The organism is Planosporangium spinosum (assembly GCF_049999945.1).
Taxonomy (GTDB): Bacteria; Actinomycetota; Actinomycetes; order Mycobacteriales; family Micromonosporaceae; genus Planosporangium; species Planosporangium spinosum.
Genome location: NZ_JBLYUB010000049.1, coordinates 12190 through 29568, shown reverse-complemented (window position 1 = coordinate 29568; position 17379 = coordinate 12190). Strand labels below are relative to the sequence as shown.

The following is a 17379-nucleotide window of genomic DNA, read 5'->3' as shown; positions in this document are numbered from 1 at the left end:
ACCCTCAAGACGTGGAAGGTCCTGACCAAACTCCACTGCTGCCCGCGACGAGCCACCCCAATCCTCGCCGCGATCACGCTCCTCCAACTCATCGAGGAGCAGCGCGAGTCAGGATGAAATCAGCTCCCTGTCCCAAGGAGCCAACGCCCTGCAACTCGCCGGCGCGATCGTGGGCTCCTACCATCCCAACGTCGACGGCAACACGAGCGGCTACCTACCGGCACTGGAGAGATGTGTAGCGGTCGGGCCCACCGACGGAGGCGACTGCCCACCACCTCCGACGCTGACTCCACAGACCGGCGGTACGACGACCACGTCGCCGCAGACCAGCGGTACGACGACCACGTCACCGCAGACCAGCGGTACGACGACCACGTCACCGCAGACCAGCGGTACGACGACCACGTCACCGCAGACATCCCCGTCAACGTCAACGTCGGCCCCGGTCCCCGTTCCGGCTCCGACGCCGAGCGCCTCGTCGGGCCTTGCCCCCGCTCCGTCGTCACCCGGCGCGACAACCACCCCACCGTCCGCGGGCGTAACGACCGCTGGTCCCACCTTCTTCACACTGGGTCCGGGACCGACCGGTTGACCGGGACGCGGTTCGACCAGCAGGCAATCGGCCGCGAGGTCCGGCTACGGACACGGCACCTCGCGGCCGGCGCGGCGGGCGCTGCCCCTGCCCCGGTTCGGGCGTCCTCATGTCGGCCATGGCGGGCGGCCGGCGGAGCCGCAACCTTCACCGCCACACCGCCAGGGACGCGGTTACCGCCGCCCCCAGAGGTCTCGCAGCGCAAGGGCGCGAGCCTCGATCAGGCGCATCCGCGCGTTCCACTCGCTCGGTCCGGTCCACCACGCCTGTGCGGTGACCTGGTCGGGATGCTTGCGGTAGAGCAGGCCGGGCGCGCCGATGAAGTAGCCGTCGGCAACGACGGAAGCGGCGAGAAGCAGACCGGTGTCCTCACCGGCGGGGAGCGCCATCCAGCCACCCAGCGCCAACGCCAACTCCGTACGGATGCACAGGGTGGCCGGGTGGACCGGGAGCCGGTAGTTGTTCCGCCGGAAGTAGTCCAGGACATGCGTACGGGTGAGCGGGCCTTCGGGTGGTTCCGTGTGCTCCCATCCGACGGTCGATCCGTCGGGCAGCAGGTCCAGCGCGCTCGCGGTCGTCCAGCCGAGCCCGGGCAACTGGGTGAATACGGCGATCTCGCGCGCCAGCGCACCCGGGGTGAGCCGGTCGTCGGCGTCGAGTACCCGTACCAGTGAGCCCTCGGCCCGCGTCAGCGCCATGTTCCGGGCCGTGCCGGTACCGCCGTTGCGGCCGGTGCCGAGAGAGATCCGCGGGTCCTCCGGCAGTACGGCCGACGCCGCTCCGGTCTGCCCGTCCTCCTGCACGATCCACTGCCAGGCCCAGCCTGGCGGCATCTCCTGAGACACGAGCGACTCGTAGGCTTCCGGCAGGTACCGCACGCTTGGTTCGTGCACGGGGGTGACCACCGTGATCAGATTCGTCATGCCGGCCACCGGTTCAGCGTGGTCGTGCACGCGAATCCGGCACGGTCCGCCGGCACCACGACATCGGACACGTCAACCATGCAAGCACTACACCACGTGCACCGACGGGAGAGCACGGCAAGCACCGGATCGATGCGACGTCACGAGAGCCGGCATGGCCGCTCCGGCGACCGTATCCGCGCCGGAGGCCACGAACAATGCCCGTGCCACGAGGCACATCGGGGGTTCGGGACCTGCCCCGCGAACAGCACTGGACAGCGCCGGTGGGACGAACGCCAGCGGCGTCACGGTCTCGCGCAGCGCCCTGACCGTTCGGCTCCCCGATCCTGCCGGTTACCCGTTAGTCGGGCCAGTCCGGATTGCGCTTTTCGAGGAAGGCGGCCATGCCCTCGCGAGCGGCCGGGGTCTGCGAGGCGGCCGCCATCACCTCGAGCGCGATCGTGTAGGCGTCCACCTCGGGACGATCGAGCTGCGCGTACAGGGTCTGCTTGCCCAACGCCTTGCTCGCGCGGCTGCCTCGCGTCGCCCGGCCCAGCAGTTCAGCGACGGCGTCGTCGAGATCTTCGTCCGGTACGACCCGGTTGACCAGGCCCCAGTCGAGCGCCGTAGCCGCATCGATCACGTCGCCGGTGAGCGCGAGTTCCATCAGCCGCTTGCGCCCTATCGCCCGGGCCACCGGGACCGCCGGGGTATGGCAGAACCACCCACCCTTGCCGCCGGGCAGCGCGAAACCGGCCGACCGTGCGGCCACGGCAAGGTCACAGGACGCGACGAGCTGGCAGCCCGCCGCGGTGGCCAGCCCGTGCACCCGGGCGATCACCACCTGGGGTACAGACTGGATCGTCCGCATCAGGTCGGTGCACAACCGCAACAATTCACGGGTTCCGGCGAGATCCCGGGCTGCGACATCACCGAAGTCGTGCCCCGCGGAGAACACCGGGCCAGCGCCGGCCAACACGATGCCGGACGCGTCGGTTTCCGCCGTGTCGCGGAACGCCGCCAGCAGGTCGGCGAGATGAGCCGCCGACAGGGAGTTACGCCGCGACGCGCGGTTCATCATGATGGTGACGGTGCTCTTCTCACGTTTGAGAAGAATGTGTTCGTACTCGCCCATGACCTCGACGCTATGTCGCTCCGGCGAGGGGGTGCTATGTCACTCCAGCTCGTCGAATTGCGCGGCCTTGTCGGTGCGTTCGGAGACCGCGGGCGGGTCGAACGGCTGCTCGCCACCCGGGTCGGGCGGATCCGGTGGGCGGCCAGCCACCTGGTGGTCGCGCTGTTCGGTGCGGCCGTGCTCCTCGCCGCCGCGCTGGTACAACTGCCGGCCGTCTGGACACCGGTCGGCCTCGGCGTGGCGCTGTTCGGCCTCGTGCCCCGGCTGACGGCTCTCGCCTGGGCCGGCCTCATCGGCTGCGTGCTGCTGTTCGAACCGGGTGCGGGGGCCCAGTCAGTGGCTGGTGGACCTCTCGCCGTTCGCGCACGTACCGAAGCTGCCGGGCACCGCGTTCACGGCCACGCCGGTGCTGTGGCTCACCTCGGTCGCGGCGGCGTTGGCCACCGTCGGTCTGGCCGGGTTCCGCCGTCGGGACATGGGTTGAGGCCCCGAGTCTCATGATCACGCAGGAGAGCCTCGACGCGCTCGAGCGGGTGGCGATCGCGCTCTAGGTCCGCGTCTCCCCGAAACCGGTACGGGTCATGACGCCCCACTCGTGCTGGCGGCCGCGGATCGCCGACCAGGCGCCCTGGATCCGCCAGAGCGCGGTCAGCTGGCGGTATCCGAGGTTCTCCACGATGGAGGCGACGACCGCTGCGCCCAGGTCACGCATGCGCGAGTACCGGTGGAAGGTGTACTCCTCGACCGCCAGCGCGATGAGGTTGATCAGCATCGCGTAGCCGTACGCGACGCACATGAAGCGCCAGGCGAACCCGAGATCCACCGCGCCGGCCGCGAGCGCGACCGGTACGAGTACCAGGCCGGCGAGTTCGACCAGCGGCGCGAGCAGTTCGAACAGCAGGTAGTAGGGGAGGGCCACCAGCCCGATCCGCCCGTACCTCGGGTTGCCCACCATCCGGCGGTGCTTCACCATGAGCTCGCTCAGGCCGCGGTGCCAACGCCGCCGCTGACTGCCCAGCACCGCGCGGGTGCTGGGCGCCTCCGTCCACGACACCGGCTCGGCGACGAACACGATGCGGTAGTCCTGCCCGGCACGGCGCAGGTGCCGGTGCAGGCGCACCACCAGTTCGGCGTCCTCGCCGATGGTGTCCGGGTCCAGGCCGCCGACCTCGACCAGCAGGTCGCGGCGGAACAGCCCGAAGGCGCCGGAGATGATCAGCAGACCGCCGAGGCGGGACCAGCCGGTGCGCCCCAGCAGGAACGCCCGCAGGTACTCGACCACCTGGATGCGAGCCAGCCAACCGCGCGGCATCCGGGTTTCGACGATACGGCCGGCGACGACGGAGCAGCCGTTCGCGACGCGGACGACGCCGCCGGTGCCGACCACCCGCAACGGGTCGTCGACGAACGGCTTGGCGACCGACAGCAGCGCCTGCGGGTCCAGGAGCGAGTCCGCGTCGACCATGCACACCAGGGGATGACGGGCCGCGTTGATGCCGACGTTGAGCGCGTCGGACCGGCCACCGTTGTCCTTGCGCACCACGACGAGCGGCTCGGGGCGCAACCGTGGCACGTGTACCGACCGGACCGCGCTCCGGGTCGGTATCGCGGCGGGGATCACCCGCGGCACCTCCACGAGGTCGAACTCGGCGGCGAGCCGCTCGAACGTGGCGTCGGTGGATCCGTCGTCGACGACCACGACCTCGAACACGGGGTACCGCAGCGCCAGCATCGCGTGCACGGATTCGACGATGCCGACCTCTTCGTTGTAGGCGGGCATGACCACCGAGATCGGCTGGGTGAGCGGCGAGCGGTACGTCTCCTCCAGACCCGACAGCGGCGCCCGGCGGACGTGCCGCACGAACTCGACCGTCGCCAGCGCGATGAGAATCAGATAGCTGGTGTTGATCAGCAGGAAGTAACCGAGGATCACCCCGTCGGTGATCCGCAGCAGTTCCCGCAGGCCGGACATCACCGGACCGCCCCGGCACGTCGCTGTTGCTCCAGGTCTGCCACGGCGAGCGCCTCGCGGGCGTACCCGCTGGCGCGAGGTGACGAGGTGGCGGCCGCGTGGTTGAGCGTCTCCCGCCCGTGGGCGCCGAGCCGCAGCAGCGCGTACGCGGCCGCGTACGCGACCGCGTGCTGGGGGTCGGCCAGCAGACCGCCGAGCGTGGGTGCGGCGGTCATCGCGCCCAGGTCGCCGAGCGCGCGGGTCGCGGCGGCGCGCAGGGCCGGTGGCTGTGCGGACGCGGCGGTGCGCAGCAGCGGTTCGAGCGCGGAGCGGGTACCGAGCCGGCCGAGCGTCACCGCGGCCCGCTCCCGGACCCGTGGTGACGGGTCGCCGTGGAGGACGTCGATGATGCGGCGGGCGGCGGTGATGGCGCCGATCAGGCCGAGCACCTCGACCGCGGTGGCCCGGACCAACTCGGCCGGGTCGTCGAGGGCCGAGACGAGAGCGTCTGCGCCGTCCGTACCGATCCCGATGAGCGCGTCCGCCACGACCTGGGGCGGCAGCGGCCGGTGTGCGGCCAGGCCGGCCAGCAGCGCGGGCGCGGCGGCCGGGTCGCCGACGCGGCCCAGGGCCCGGGTGGCGACGTTGCGTACGTCGGCGTCGGCGTCGGCGAGCAGGGCGATGAGCGCGGGTACGGCGTCGCGCCGCCCCAGGTTGCCCAGCACCTCGGCGGCGCGGGCCCGGCTGACGGCCCCGCCGCGGGTATCCAGGAGCGCCCGCTCCCCCATGCCGCGCGCCTCGAACACGGACACCAGCGCGGCGTGTGCCTCCCCGCGGACCTTGCCCAGCAGGGCGACGGCGGTGGGCTCGACGGCGCGCCAGACCGCCGGTTCCAGGTGTGCCAGGGTCGTGAAGGTCGCCGGTTCGCCGTCGCCGGCGGCGAGGGCGAGCAGCGCACGCCGCCCGGGAGCGGCCAGGCGGGCTCGCCGTGCGTCTCCCAGCCGGCGTGCAGCCCGGCCGAAGACGATCACCGCAGCGAGGACGACGGTCGTCCCGATCATGACGAGCAGGGTGGCGGTGGTGACACCCGCCGCTGTCATGCCCGGACCCGGGCCAGTACGGCTTCGACGCGGCTCAGCAGCTCACGGGGGCTGAACGGCTTGACGACGTAGTCGTCGGCGCCCGCGCCGAACCCGACAGCCACGTCGCCCTCCTGAGCCCGGGCGGTGAGGAGGATCACGGGCAGCGCGGCGGTGGACGGGCTGGCGTGCAGTTCGCGGCAGACGTCGATGCCCGACATCCCGGGCATCATGACGTCGAGCACCGCCAGGTCGGGCGGTGTCTCGCGGGCAGCCGAGAGCGCGGCCGCGCCGTTGTCGACCGCGATCACCTCGTATCCGGCCTGTTCAAGTTTGAAGGCGACGAGATCGCGGATGTCCGGATCGTCGTCTGCGATCAGGATGGCTGTCACGTACCTCAACGTCGGGCCGGACCTGGCAACGCTGAGCGTTTTTCAACTCGTTTGCTTTACTTCATCGCCTTTTCGCCACGCCGATGAGCAGGGCGTTATGACGACACGTGACGTGAGTACACGATGAGCCGGGGCGGCCCGAAGGTGGCCGCATGGTCGGCGTGTGCCGTGGTGCAGCTAATCGGCGCGGCGGTCTTCTTCCTCCTGCCCGAGGGCGTGGCGCGCCCGCTGCTGCTGGTCGGGCTCAGCGGCGTGACCGTGCTGGCACTGTTCGTCGGTACCCGTCGCGTACGACCGGCGGGTCGGGCCGGATGGCACCTGATGACGGTCGGCCGCCTGCTGAACGTCGTCGCCTGGGCGTGCTGGTACCTGTACCCGGTCGCGGCCGCACGGGCGCTGTCCGCGCCCGTCGCCTCCGTCGGTGACGCGCTGTTCCTGCTGTCGGACGGACTCACCGCGCTCAGCCTGATCCTGCTGGCCCGCCGGAACGGGGCCGATCGGCGGGCCGTCCTCGACGCGTCGATCCTCGCCACGGTGGCGGCCGTCATCGTGTGGGTGTTCGTCGCCGGGCACACCGCCGCTCCCGGATTGAGCCCGTTGAGCCTGGCATATTCCGTCATGGGCGTGGTGTTGTTCGCACCCGCGGTCGCCATGGCGTTCACCGTCCACCGGTCGCCGCGCTCGCTGCTGCTCCTGCTGTGGGCCGTGCTCCAGTTCGTCGGCGGTACCGTCTACGAGATCCAGGTGCTGACCGGCTCGTTCCGCCTGGGCAGCCCGGTCTTCGCGTGGTGGCTGGTGTCGTTCGCCGTCATGTCCGCCGCCGGGCTCCTGCCCGACGGCGCCGGGATCCGGGCCACGGTGCCGCGACGGGTCAGGTACCTGATCGTCGCGGCCGGCGTCCTGCCGCTGCCGGCGTTGCTGCTGATCCGCGTGCTCCAGGCGTCGATCGAGGACGTCGCGGTGATCGCCGCCGGTTCGTTCGTGGTGACCGCGCTGGTGCTGCTGCGGGTGTCGCTTCCCGACCGGCAGGGCGCCACCGACCCGTCGGCCCGAGTGATGCTGCGCCGGTCGACGCTCCACCTGTGTGCGGCGTTCCTCGTCCTCGCACTGATGCCGTTGGCCGGGTTGACGTACCTGTCCATCAGCCAGGCGAACAGCACCGTCGACACCGAGGTGCACCGCCGGCTGACCACCAGCGTGGACGTCAGCACCGCCTACGTGACCGACCAGATGAACTCGCTGAGGGAACTGGCGGCCTCCTATGCCGAACGGCCGGGCGTGGTGCAGCAGATGTCCGCGGATCGCATCGACCCGGCCAAGATGCAGGCGCACCTGGCTTCGCTCCAGGCGCGCAACCCGTCGTTCATCGGCGTGTGGGCGATGGACGCGAAGGGGACGATGCTCGCGTTCGACCCGCCGCAGCCCACCATCATCGGTAAGAGCTTCGCCTTCCGGGACTACTTCCAGGGCGTCATGGCCTCCGGCAAGCCCTACGTGTCCGAGGCTTACCAGGCGATGCTGCCGGACAAGCCCCGCGCGGTGGCCGTGACGGCCCCGGTCGTCAGCGACGGCCGGATCGTCGGCTCGATCGGCATCGGGTACCGGCTGGAAGCCATCGCCGCGTTCACCGCGCGTCTCGGCGAGGTTCAGAAGGTCCACCTCACGTTGACCGACCGGAACGGCGTCCTCCTGGCCGGCCCGGGCAGCGAAGAGCCTGGACTGCCCAGGGGCACCGGCGACAGGCACCTCGCTGCCGCGCTGGCGGGCCGCAGCGGCATCGCCCGGGACACGCAGAACGGCGTCGACACCGTGTCCGTGTACCGGTCGGTTCCCGGCCTGAACTGGGCGGTGGTGGCCGACGTGCCCGCCAGTGAGGCCTTCGCGGGCGCCAACGACTTCACCGGCCGCGTGCTCGGCGTGGCGTCGCTGCTGGCCCAGGTCCTGCTGGTCGGTCTGGTGTTCCTGGTACGGGGCGAGCGGCACCGGCGGATCGCCCAGGCGGCCGTGGTGAAGCGGGAGGAGCAGGTCAGCTCCATCCTCGAGGCGGCCGGGGACGCGTACATCTCGGTCGACGTCAACGGGTACATCACCCGCTGGAACACCGAGGCCGAGAAGATGTTCGGGTGGCCGGCGCGGGACGCGCTGGGCAAGGCCCTCACGGACCTGGTCGTCCCCGGCGACGACGCGCAGGACCGGCTCCGGCGATTCCGTACGCTGCTGGCCGGCGGCCAGGCGGCCCTGCCGGATCAGGCCGTCGAGGTCCGGGTCTGTCGCCGCGACGGCGTGGTGCTCCCGGCCGAGGTGACCATCTGGTCCTCCGGCAGCGGCGAGAACGTCACTTTCAGCGCCTTCGTCCGCGACATCACCGACCGCAAGCGGTACGAGGAGGGGCTGGCCGCCGCGCGCGACGAGGCCCTCGCGGCGTCGCGGATGAAGTCCGAGTTCGTGGCGAACATGAGTCACGAGATCCGGACCCCGATGAACGGTGTCATCGGACTGACCACCCTGCTGCTGGAGACCGATCTCGACTCCCGGCAGCGCGACTACGTCACCACCGTGCAGAACTCCGCCGACGCGCTGCTCAACGTCATCAACGACATTCTCGACTTCTCCAAGATGGAGGCCGGGAAACTGGAGGTCGACCCGGTCGACTTCGACGTGCGGGCGCTCGCCGAGGACGTGGTGAGCCTGCTCGCGGCGACCGCGCAGGCGAAGGGGCTGGAGATCGCCGCCGTGGTGTACCCCGCGCTGCCGTCGATGTTGCGCGGCGATGCGCACCGAATCCGGCAGGTGCTCACCAACCTCGTCGCCAACGCGGTGAAGTTCACCGAGCGCGGCGAGGTGATCGTCGAGGTCCGGGTCGGCGAGCCGGTCGGCGACGACCAGGTACGCGAGGTGACGTTCGCGGTCGTCGACACGGGCATCGGCATCCCCGCTGACCGCCAGGCCCACCTGTTCGAGGCGTTCACGCAAGTCGATACGTCCACCACTCGCCGCTACGGCGGCACCGGGCTCGGGCTGACCATCAGCCGTCAACTCGTCGAGCTCATGGGCGGCAGCATCGGACTGGCGAGCACCGTCGGCTCCGGTAGCCGGTTCCATTTCACCCTGCCGCTGCCCACCGCCGCCGGCGCGCCGGTCGAGCCGCAGATACCGGCGAACCTGGCCGGCGTACGGGTGCTGATCGTCGACGACAACCCCACCAACCGCAAGGTCGTCCGGGACCTGCTCACCATGTGGTCGATGCGCCCGGAGGCCGTACCGGACGGCGAGGCCGCGCTGAGTGCCCTGCGCAGCGCCGTGGACGCGGGCGACCCGTTCACCGTGGCCCTGCTGGACATGTACCTGCCCGATCTCAACGGGCTCCAGGTGGCGCGGGCCATTCTCGCCGACGCCGCCCTCAGCTCCACCCGGCTGGCCATGCTGACGTCGAACAGCCAGACGGGTGACGCGCAGGCGGCCCGCGAGTGCGGGATCGAGGCGTATCTGACCAAGCCGGTACGCGCCGCCCAGTTGCGCGGGGCCCTCGTCCAGCTGCTCGGCCGGACGAGCCGACCCGCGGCAGACCCGGAGCGGGGCGACACGCACACTCCGGTGCGCGCCGACGCGGCGACCGCCCGTATCCTCGTGGCCGAGGACAACGACGTCAACCAGCAGGTCGCCGTCGAGATGCTGACGAGCCTCGGCTACGCCGCCGACGTCGCACCGGACGGCGAGCAGGCGCTGCGCATGCTCGGCACGCAGCGGTACGACGCGGTGCTCATGGACTGCCAGATGCCCAACATGGACGGATTCCAGGCCACTGAGCAGATCCGGCAGCTGGCCGCGCCGCTCAACGCGACACCGGTCATCGCGGTGACGGCCTCCGCCCTGGCGTCCGACATGCGCCGCTGCCTGGAGGCGGGGATGGACGCCTTCCTCACCAAGCCGCTACGCAAGCACGAACTCGACGCCGTCCTGCGCGAACACCTCACCGGCCAACTGGTCGAGGTCGAAGCGGCGGACGCGGACGTCACCCCGGACGTCGACCCGGACGGCCTGCTCGACGCGGGCGTACTGGAGGAGCTGCGCGAGATGGGGCCGGCGTTCGTGGACCGCGTCCTGAACTCGTACCTGCGCAACGCGCCCGACACCGCGGCGGCGATCGCGGCCGCGGCGGCCCGGGACGATCTGGCGGAGCTGGCCAGACTGGCGCACAAGCTGCGGGGAAGCAGCGGCACCCTCGCCGGCAGACAACTCGCAGCCACCTGCGGCGCGCTGGAGGAGGCCGCCCTCGCGGGCGACCGTGCCGCCGCCACCGTCCTCGCGGCCGAGGTCGAAGAGCAGGCCGGACTCACCTGTGAGGCGCTCCGTGCCGCGCTCTGCGAGTGAGGATCTGATGGCCGACGCGCAGGTGGAAAGAATCGGCCGGTTCGGCAGTTTCGTGTTTGACTCGGTGGCCCGGACGTTGACGTGGTCGGACGGGCTGTACCGGCTGCACGCCGTCACCCGGGACGACTACCCCGACCCGATGGCCGATCCGCTGCGCTGCGTCCACGCTGACGACCAGGCGGCCGTCCGGGACTTCTTCGCCGTCGTCCGGACCGGCGGCGAGGCGCCGGAGTGCGAGTACCGGGTGGCCGGTTGCGACGGCGTCGAGCGGTGGCTGGTGGCGCGGGCGGAGCCCGACCAGGACAACCCGGACCGGGTGCTGGGCACCGTGCACGACGTCACCGACCGGCGCCGGGCCGAGCAGCAACGTGACCGGGAGGCGGCCCGGTTGGAGGCGGCCATCGCCGCGCAGCGGGATGTGACCGCGGCGGCGAGCGACCGCGACGCGACCCTGCAGATGGTCGCCGAGCGGGCCGATGCCCTGTTCCCCACCGCCGACGGCGCGGTCGTCGAACTCCTCGACGGCGAGTACTTCCGCTACGTGACCGCGACCGGCACCATGAGGCCCTACGTCGGTACCCGCGTCGCGGCCCGTGGAAGCCTGAGCGGCCTGACCGCGGCCAGCCGTACGGTGCAGCGCTGTGACGATCCCGCGACCGATCCCCGGGTCGATGCCGTCACGTCCGCCCGGCTGGGGATCGGCTCCATGTTGATCGCCCCGCTCAGCGACGGCGACCGGGTCATCGGCGTGCTCAAGGTGACCAGTGCGGCGACCGGCGCGTTCGACGACGACGATCGCCGTCAGCTCGAACTGCTGGCCGGCGCGCTCGGCTCGGCCCTGCGGCACGCTGAGGACTACACCGACAACCTTCGGCTGCTGGCCGAGCGCACGACCGCGCTGACCGCGCTGACCGAGAGCGAGGAGCGGTTCCGCTCCGCGTTCGCGAACGCCCCGCTCGGGATGTTCATCACGAACCTGCGTGAGGAGGGCCGGGGACGGCTGCTGCGGGTCAACCCCGCGGCGTGCGCGATGCTCGGCTACACCGAGGAGGAGCTGCGCCAACGTACGTTCGCCGGCATCTCCCATCCCGACGACACCGCCCGCGACTACGCCGCCATCCCGCGTCTGATCAGCGGCGAGTGGACCACGTACCAGACCCAGAAGCGCTACCTGCACCGCGACGGCCATGTCGTCTGGGCGGAGTTGCACAGCGCCGTGGTCCGGGACGCCGCCGGAGAGGTGGTCAGCGTCGTTACCCAGGTGCGGGACATCACCGAGGAACGTGCCGCTGCCGACCGGCTGCGGCAGCAGGCCGAGCTGCTCGACCTCACCCAGGACGCGATCATCGTCCGTGACCTCGACAGCAGGGTCATCTTCTGGAACGGCGGTGCCGAGGCCACGTACGGCTGGTCGGCCGCGCACGCCAGCGGCCACGTCACCCACCGGCTGCTGCACACCATCCCGGTCGGCGGCGGCGACATGAGCGACGTCGACCGGATCCTGCTCGCCGAGGGACACTGGGACGGCGAGCTGATCCACGTACGTGCCGACGGCACCTCGATCACCGTGTCCAGTCGCCACGCGCTGCGCCGGGACGCCGACGGCACGCCCACGGCGATTCTGGAGATCAACACCGACATCACCGCCCGGGTGGCGGCCGAGCGCGCCCTGGCCGATCGGGAGGCGCGGTTCCGTACCCAGTTCGAACTGGCCCCGATCGCGCAGGCCGTGGGCCGCCTGGACGGAACCATCACCGAGGTCAACGACGCCTACTGCGCGCTGACGGGGCGCAGCCGCGAGGCGCTGATCGGTACGAACTACCGCGACAGCGTCCACCCGGAGGACCTGGCCGACGATCTGGCGCACCTCGCCGACCTCTTCGCCGGCGAGTACAGCAGCTACCAGCGCGACAAGCGCATGGTGCGGCCGGACGGCGGGATCGTCGAGGTGAACTCCCACATCAGCCTGATCCGCGACGCCCAGGGGCGACCGCAGTCGGTCGTCGCCCAGCTCAAGGACATCACCGAGCGGCGCCAGGCCGAGCGTGACCGCGACGCGGCGGCGGCCGAACTCGCCGAGCGCAACGCCCAACTCGAGCGGTCCAACCGGGACCTCAAAGCCGCCAACCAGCTCAAGCTCGACCTGATGGGCATGCTCAGCCACGAGATCGGCACCCCGTTGACCGCCATCCTCGGCCACGCCGAGATCGTCGAGGATCTCGCCGACCCTCCCGAACGGGTCCACCGCAGCCTGGCCGCCATCCGTCGCAACGGCGAACGGCTGGCCGCGATGCGTACCGAGATCCTCACCATGTGCGCGCTGGACACCGCGGAGCTGACCGCCGACCGGGAGCGCGTACCGCTGGCCGACGCCATCGCCCAGGCCCTCCTCGCGATGGAGAGCGAGGTCCCGGTGACCGGCGCGGAGGGGCTGGCCGCCCTGGTCAGCCCCAGCCACCTGCAGCACATTCTGATCAACTTCCTGACCAACGCCGCCAAGTACGCCGGTGGCGCCAGCGCCGTCCAGGTCACCGGTGACGACGTCAACGTCGACATCCGGGTGCTCGACGACGGTCCGGGCGTGCCCGAAGAGCTGCGCGAGCACCTCTTCGAACGGTTCACCCGCGGCAGCGACAGCCGGACCCGCGCGCACGGGACCGGACTCGGGCTGTACATCGTTCGCGGTCTGGCCGAGGCCAACTCGGGTCAGGTGTGGCACGAACCGGGGTGTCCCCGGGGCAGCACCTTCACGCTGCGGTTGGCCCGCGCCGCCGGCTGACGTCAGACCGGCTGAGGTCAGACCGGCTGAGGTCAGACTGGCGGAAGGTCTGTGCTCGCCTCCGCCAAAACCCGGCTCCGGCTGCGCTCAGACGTCTAGCCGGGACTCCTCCAGGTCCAGGTCGCACTGGACCCGGTGCAGGACGTCGGTGCTGATCTCGCCCGGTCACGGGAGGTCGACGATCGTGCGGCGCTGCGCCTCGATCAGTTCCGCGACCAGTTGCCGGTACGCGAGAGAGCGGTCCTCGGCGTCGCTGTCGCTGATTGTTCCCGCCTGGGCCATCAGGCGACCGCGCCGAAGCTGGAGAAGGCGTCTGAGCCGGTCCACCGTGCCTTCACCGACGATGCCCGCGCCGGCCAGTTCGTCCAGTCGCCCCAGCGCGGCGTCGGTCGCAGCGAGCCGCGCGCCGGTCTCCTCGCGCAGCGCCGCCCCCTCGTCCCGGATCCCGAGCCGGCAGTTCAGCGCGGGCAGGGTAACCGCCGGCAGTACGAGCGTCGTGAAGACCACGACGTAGGTCACGAACACGATCAGGTCGCGGTGGGGGAACCGTCCGCCGCCCGCCATCTGGGTGGGCAGGGTGTGCGCGACCGTGAGCGAGACGGCCCCGCGCATCCCGCTCCAGGCGACGACCAGCCGCTGTTTCGCGTCGAGGCCCGAGCCGCCGCGGAACCGGCACGGGACGAGCGCTGGAGAGGTATGGAACGGTGAAGTGCCAGACGATCGGCATGCCGATCACGACGGCGGACACCAGCAAGGCGACCCCGACGAGCTTCGTGGTCGGCGCGCGGGCCACCCCGGTCAGGATCGGGTGGAGTTGCAACCCGACGAGGATGAACAGCACGGCGTTGAGCAGGTAGGTGAGGACCTCCCAGAACGCCATCCCGCCCAGCCGGGTGGGCGCGGACACGACGGTCGGGGCCTGCCAACCGACGTAGAGGCCGGCCGTGACGGCGGCGAGGACCTGCTCGGCCAGCGGATCGGTCGGTGAGACGATGGCGCCCAGCGTCAGCGCCACCGGCCACGGCATGGAAGGCACGAGCGCGTGCCCGGCCACCGCCACGGCGCCCATGGTGGCCAGGGTCAGCCCGACCGCCAGCCGCACGATCGGGATCGCCTCCGCACGTAGCTCGTGCGGCGAGGACCGGAACCCGGCCGAGTACAGTAGGGCCGGCAGGAACAGCAGAAGTACCAGGTCGGGCGCCAACCGTACGGGCGGCATCCCGGGTACGACCCTACGGCCAGGCCGCCGAGCACCAGCGGGATAGGGTACGGCGTGCCGACCCGGCGGTCCAGCACGCCCAGGCCCGCGACGGCGGCCATCAACGCCAACAGGGACAGCTCAGCGTTGCCCATGACGACCAGCGGCCTCACCATTGACAGAAAGCGAAACGGTCGCCTCGATCACCAGCGTCCGTGATCTCGACGGCCGTGCCCATTTGTCTGGTGCCCCCGGCAGGATTCGAACCTGCGACACACGGTTTAGGAAACCGTTGCTCTATCCCCTGAGCTACGAGGGCGACGGGCACCAGGGTACCTGCCAGCGACGATCAGCGTGCGTCAGGGACGCGCACCGCCGATCAGCGGCGACGACGCCGACCGGCGATCGCACGCCGACCACACCGACCGCCATGATCTTGCTCGACGATCACGGGCGCGCACCGTCCCGCAGGGGTGCGCACCGTAGCTCACCGACTATTGCTCGCACATCCCTCGCGCACACGAAGATCATCGATGTTCGGACACCGGGGACGGCCAGTGGTGTCCACGCTGATCACCGGCTGGCCGTCGTCGCGGAAGGCGCAGGCCTGCTCGTTGAGGTAGCGAAACTGCGCGTCCCGGTCCGGATGCTGGCTGCCTTCGAGGGTCTTGGCGTTGGCCTGCAGGCTGAATCCCTCCACCCACAGGATGTCCACGCATAAACGACCACCGATATGAGAACCCGCGAGTTGATCATCGGCACGCCCTTGGCCGCCTGGACTGCTCGGCTCCGAGCTGGACCTTCTTGATCAGGTCCAGCTCGGAGCCACATGGTGCCTGGTGGATTCGGCTACAGGTCGGGCTCGCTGACTCGTCTGCGCCGAACGATGACGAGCAGCGCACCGCCGAACAGCAACAGTGCCACTCCGATCGTCATGATCGTCGAGGAAGCGGTTCCGGTGAGTGCCAGCTTGGATGCCCCAGCTACGGGAGTCGTGACGACGGTACCCAGCGAGGGCCGGCTGTCACCCATGGCGTTGGTCGCGGTGACCGTAAAGGTGTACGCGGTGCCGTTGTCCAGGCCGGTGATCGTGCACGTCGTCGTCGGCGCGTCGACCGTGCAGGTCCTTCCGCCCGGCTGCGCGGTGACCTTGTAGCTGATTATGGGGTACCCGCCGTCGGACGGCGCCGTCCAGCTCACGACCGCCCGACCATCACCTATCCGCACGGTCGGCGTGCCCACCTGCCCCGGCGCTCCCAGCAGGACAACGGAGCTTGACGCTGGAGACGGGCCGCTGCTGCCCTTCGTGTTGGTCGCGACGACAGTGAAGGTGTACGCGGTGCCGCTGTCCAGGCCCGTGACCGTGCATCTCGTCGTCGGCGCGTTGACCGTGCAGGTCTTTCCGCCCGGCTGCGCGGTGACCGTGTACTTCGTGATCGGAGATCCGTTGTCGGAGGGTGGCGTCCAGGTCACGACTGCCTGACCGTCACCGCCCTGGACCGTCGGCTTCCCCGGAGCGTACGGAACGCCCGTGCAGACCGGGTCGGATGGCCCGTACCAGGCGAACGACAGCTTGAGGCCGGCGGGGTTGAGCGTCGGGTTGGTCATCGTCAAGGCGAACAAGGGCCGCATTCCGCTCGATGACAGGTCGAGCCCGGACAGGTCGAGGGCACCTTGCGCGTTGACTGCCAGGTTGCTGCCACCCGGGACGGCGACGCCGTTCGCACGGGTGATGTCGAATGTGGCTGCCTGGTAGCCACTCGGAGCGGGATCAAGAAGTGCCACGCTCTTCCATGCGGTCGGGGTGCACTGACCCTGGGGGATGATCATGTCTGTGGAGACACGGATCGTGTTGCCGCAGGGGCCGCCGGTGTAGGCGTCGAAGTTCTGGATCTGAGAAGACCCGTTGTCGGCGTTCGTCCACAGGCAACCGATCCGCACCGGATCGGGTTGGACGGTGTAGACCAGGCCGGCGTTCTGGATTGACTTGGGGAAGTTCTGGCACCCCGCGCCGGCAGCGAAGTCGTAGCACGAAATCGAGTTGGTGCCGCCGTTGGCAACGTAGATCCGGGTACCGAGCGCGATGCTGTTCTCCCAGTTGCCTCCCATACCCAGTGCCGAATTCAGTGCCGCGGGCGTAACGACGGACCCACCGGCCAGGCTCCAACACGGCGCGGCGCCTTGAACCGGAAGGCAGATTCCGGTCGGGTCGCCGTTGGCGTCGAGCATCGGGAAGGGTTGTGCGATGTTCGACGCCGTGGTGGTCTGCGGCCAGGTCCCGGCACAGGTGGCCGTGGTCGCCGGGTCGAAGCAGTTGACTGCGTAACCGGAAGCGGTCGCATAGTAGGCGAAGACCTTGCCGGCGATCCCGACCGTCCAGTCGAACGACGATGCCGAGGTGGAATCCCTACCGATCGCATACGGTTGGCCGGCGCAAGCCGACTTGGCGATCTGGTCGAAGCAGAGCAGCTTGTTACCCGCGCCGGTCGTGGTTCCCGAGGCATTCAGCGCGTACATCTTCTGCCCGACGATGGCCTGCCCATCGATGCTCGAACCGAAGCCTTGCACTGCCTCACCCGCACCGGTGAGCGCGGTGAACCCGCAGTACGGGTTCGACGCCGAGGTGGTGAGATCAACACAAAGCACGCCACCGGTGTTGTCGGTGATGCGCTGTGCCCAGCCATAGAATCGGCCGTTGGAGGTGTCCACCCAACCGGTGGAGTGGCCCGGCGTGGCAAACCCCTCGCTGGATGGCCCGGTCACGGTCTTCGGCCACGGGGAAGTACCGCTTACCGTGTCGCAGTGGTTGCCGTCGCTCTGGTTATGGCAATCAACCATGTAACTTGTTGAATTGTGATGGAAGGCGTTGAACACCCGGTCCCGGTAGAACTGCACGTCCCAACCATCACCCGTCCCCGCACCTTGGAACGTCGTACTCGGCGGCGTCGGGATTGTCACCACCTTCGTGACCAACGTCGAC

12 protein-coding genes, 1 tRNA gene and 4 pseudogenes are annotated in these 17379 nt (G+C 70.2%); 5 read left to right on the top strand and 12 right to left on the bottom strand.

The genetic code is table 11. The features are described 5' to 3' along the window. A pseudogene (locus tag ACNTMW_RS33545) lies at nt 1-117 on the top strand (IS5/IS1182 family transposase); the annotation flags it as partial. 93 nt (nt 118-210) lie between these two features. Here ACNTMW_RS33545 and ACNTMW_RS33540 read toward each other — a convergent pair. The 4 genes from ACNTMW_RS33540 to ACNTMW_RS33525 all read right to left on the bottom strand — a co-directional run bounded on the left by ACNTMW_RS33540 (nt 211) and on the right by ACNTMW_RS33525 (nt 2833). Continuing rightward, entirely contained in the window at nt 211-522 is a 312-nt protein-coding gene (locus ACNTMW_RS33540) for a hypothetical protein (protein WP_426638086.1), read from the bottom strand. A 243-nt stretch (nt 523-765) separates the two neighbouring features. Further along, on the bottom strand, nt 766-1515 hold the full coding sequence (locus ACNTMW_RS33535; RefSeq protein WP_426638085.1) for a glycosyltransferase: 750 nt from the start codon (nt 1513-1515) through the stop codon (nt 766-768). Between the two features lie 340 nt (nt 1516-1855). Continuing rightward, nucleotides 1856-2629 carry an enoyl-CoA hydratase-related protein gene (locus tag ACNTMW_RS33530; protein ID WP_426638084.1) on the bottom strand — a complete coding sequence of 258 codons (774 nt, stop codon included), beginning with the start codon at nt 2627-2629 and terminating at the stop codon, nt 1856-1858. Between the two features lie 39 nt (nt 2630-2668). Then, entirely contained in the window at nt 2669-2833 is a 165-nt protein-coding gene (locus ACNTMW_RS33525; RefSeq protein ID WP_426638083.1) for a hypothetical protein, read from the bottom strand. 115 nt (nt 2834-2948) lie between these two features. On the opposite strand from ACNTMW_RS33525, the gene ACNTMW_RS33520 reads away from it, so the two are divergent. After that, nucleotides 2949-3113, top strand: a complete 165-nt coding sequence (locus ACNTMW_RS33520; protein WP_426638082.1) for a hypothetical protein — start codon at nt 2949-2951, stop codon at nt 3111-3113. 63 nt (nt 3114-3176) lie between these two features. Here ACNTMW_RS33520 and ACNTMW_RS33515 read toward each other — a convergent pair whose 3' ends face one another. From ACNTMW_RS33515 to ACNTMW_RS33505, 3 genes are read right to left on the bottom strand one after another with little or no spacing between them, the layout of a single operon-like run. Beyond that, the gene (locus tag ACNTMW_RS33515; protein WP_426638081.1) at nt 3177-4601 is read right to left on the bottom strand and encodes a glycosyltransferase family 2 protein; all 1425 of its coding nucleotides are present in this window, start codon (nt 4599-4601) and stop codon (nt 3177-3179) included. Beyond that, the gene (locus tag ACNTMW_RS33510; protein ID WP_426638080.1) at nt 4601-5680 is read right to left on the bottom strand and encodes a HEAT repeat domain-containing protein; all 1080 of its coding nucleotides are present in this window, start codon (nt 5678-5680) and stop codon (nt 4601-4603) included. The genes ACNTMW_RS33515 and ACNTMW_RS33510 overlap by 1 nt, the downstream gene beginning before the upstream one ends. Then, entirely contained in the window at nt 5677-6051 is a 375-nt protein-coding gene (locus tag ACNTMW_RS33505) for a response regulator transcription factor (protein WP_426638079.1), read from the bottom strand. The genes ACNTMW_RS33510 and ACNTMW_RS33505 overlap by 4 nt, the downstream gene beginning before the upstream one ends. 168 nt (nt 6052-6219) lie before the next feature. Between ACNTMW_RS33505 and ACNTMW_RS33500 the strand changes: the two genes are divergently transcribed. Further along, on the top strand, nt 6220-10422 hold the full coding sequence (locus ACNTMW_RS33500; protein WP_426638078.1) for a response regulator: 4203 nt from the start codon (nt 6220-6222) through the stop codon (nt 10420-10422). Nucleotides 10423-10429: 7 nt separating this feature from the next. Then, nucleotides 10430-13201 carry a PAS domain S-box protein gene (locus tag ACNTMW_RS33495; RefSeq protein WP_426638077.1) on the top strand — a complete coding sequence of 924 codons (2772 nt, stop codon included), beginning with the start codon at nt 10430-10432 and terminating at the stop codon, nt 13199-13201. Between the two features lie 165 nt (nt 13202-13366). Here ACNTMW_RS33495 and ACNTMW_RS33490 read toward each other — a convergent pair. Next, nucleotides 13367-13846: pseudogene (locus tag ACNTMW_RS33490) on the bottom strand (hypothetical protein); the annotation flags it as partial. A gap of 64 nt (nt 13847-13910) precedes the next feature. Between ACNTMW_RS33490 and ACNTMW_RS33485 the strand changes: the two are divergent. Continuing rightward, a complete protein-coding gene (locus ACNTMW_RS33485) occupies nt 13911-14189 on the top strand; it encodes a hypothetical protein (protein ID WP_426638087.1) in 279 nt (92 codons plus the stop codon). Nucleotides 14190-14231: 42 nt separating this feature from the next. On the opposite strand, the pseudogene ACNTMW_RS33480 reads toward ACNTMW_RS33485, so the two are convergent. The 4 genes and pseudogenes from ACNTMW_RS33480 to ACNTMW_RS33465 all read right to left on the bottom strand — a co-directional run. Then, nucleotides 14232-14420: pseudogene (locus ACNTMW_RS33480) on the bottom strand (Na+/H+ antiporter); the annotation flags it as partial. Nucleotides 14421-14642: 222 nt separating this feature from the next. Further along, nucleotides 14643-14718, bottom strand: a tRNA-Arg gene (locus ACNTMW_RS33475). 240 nt (nt 14719-14958) lie between these two features. After that, a pseudogene (locus ACNTMW_RS33470) lies at nt 14959-15126 on the bottom strand (ISAzo13-like element transposase-related protein); the annotation flags it as partial. A 122-nt stretch (nt 15127-15248) separates the two neighbouring features. Further along, nucleotides 15249-17294: a fibronectin type III domain-containing protein gene (locus ACNTMW_RS33465; RefSeq protein WP_426638076.1), complete on the bottom strand. Its 2046-nt coding sequence runs from the start codon at nt 17292-17294 to the stop codon at nt 15249-15251. Nucleotides 17295-17379: the final 85 nt, after the last annotated feature.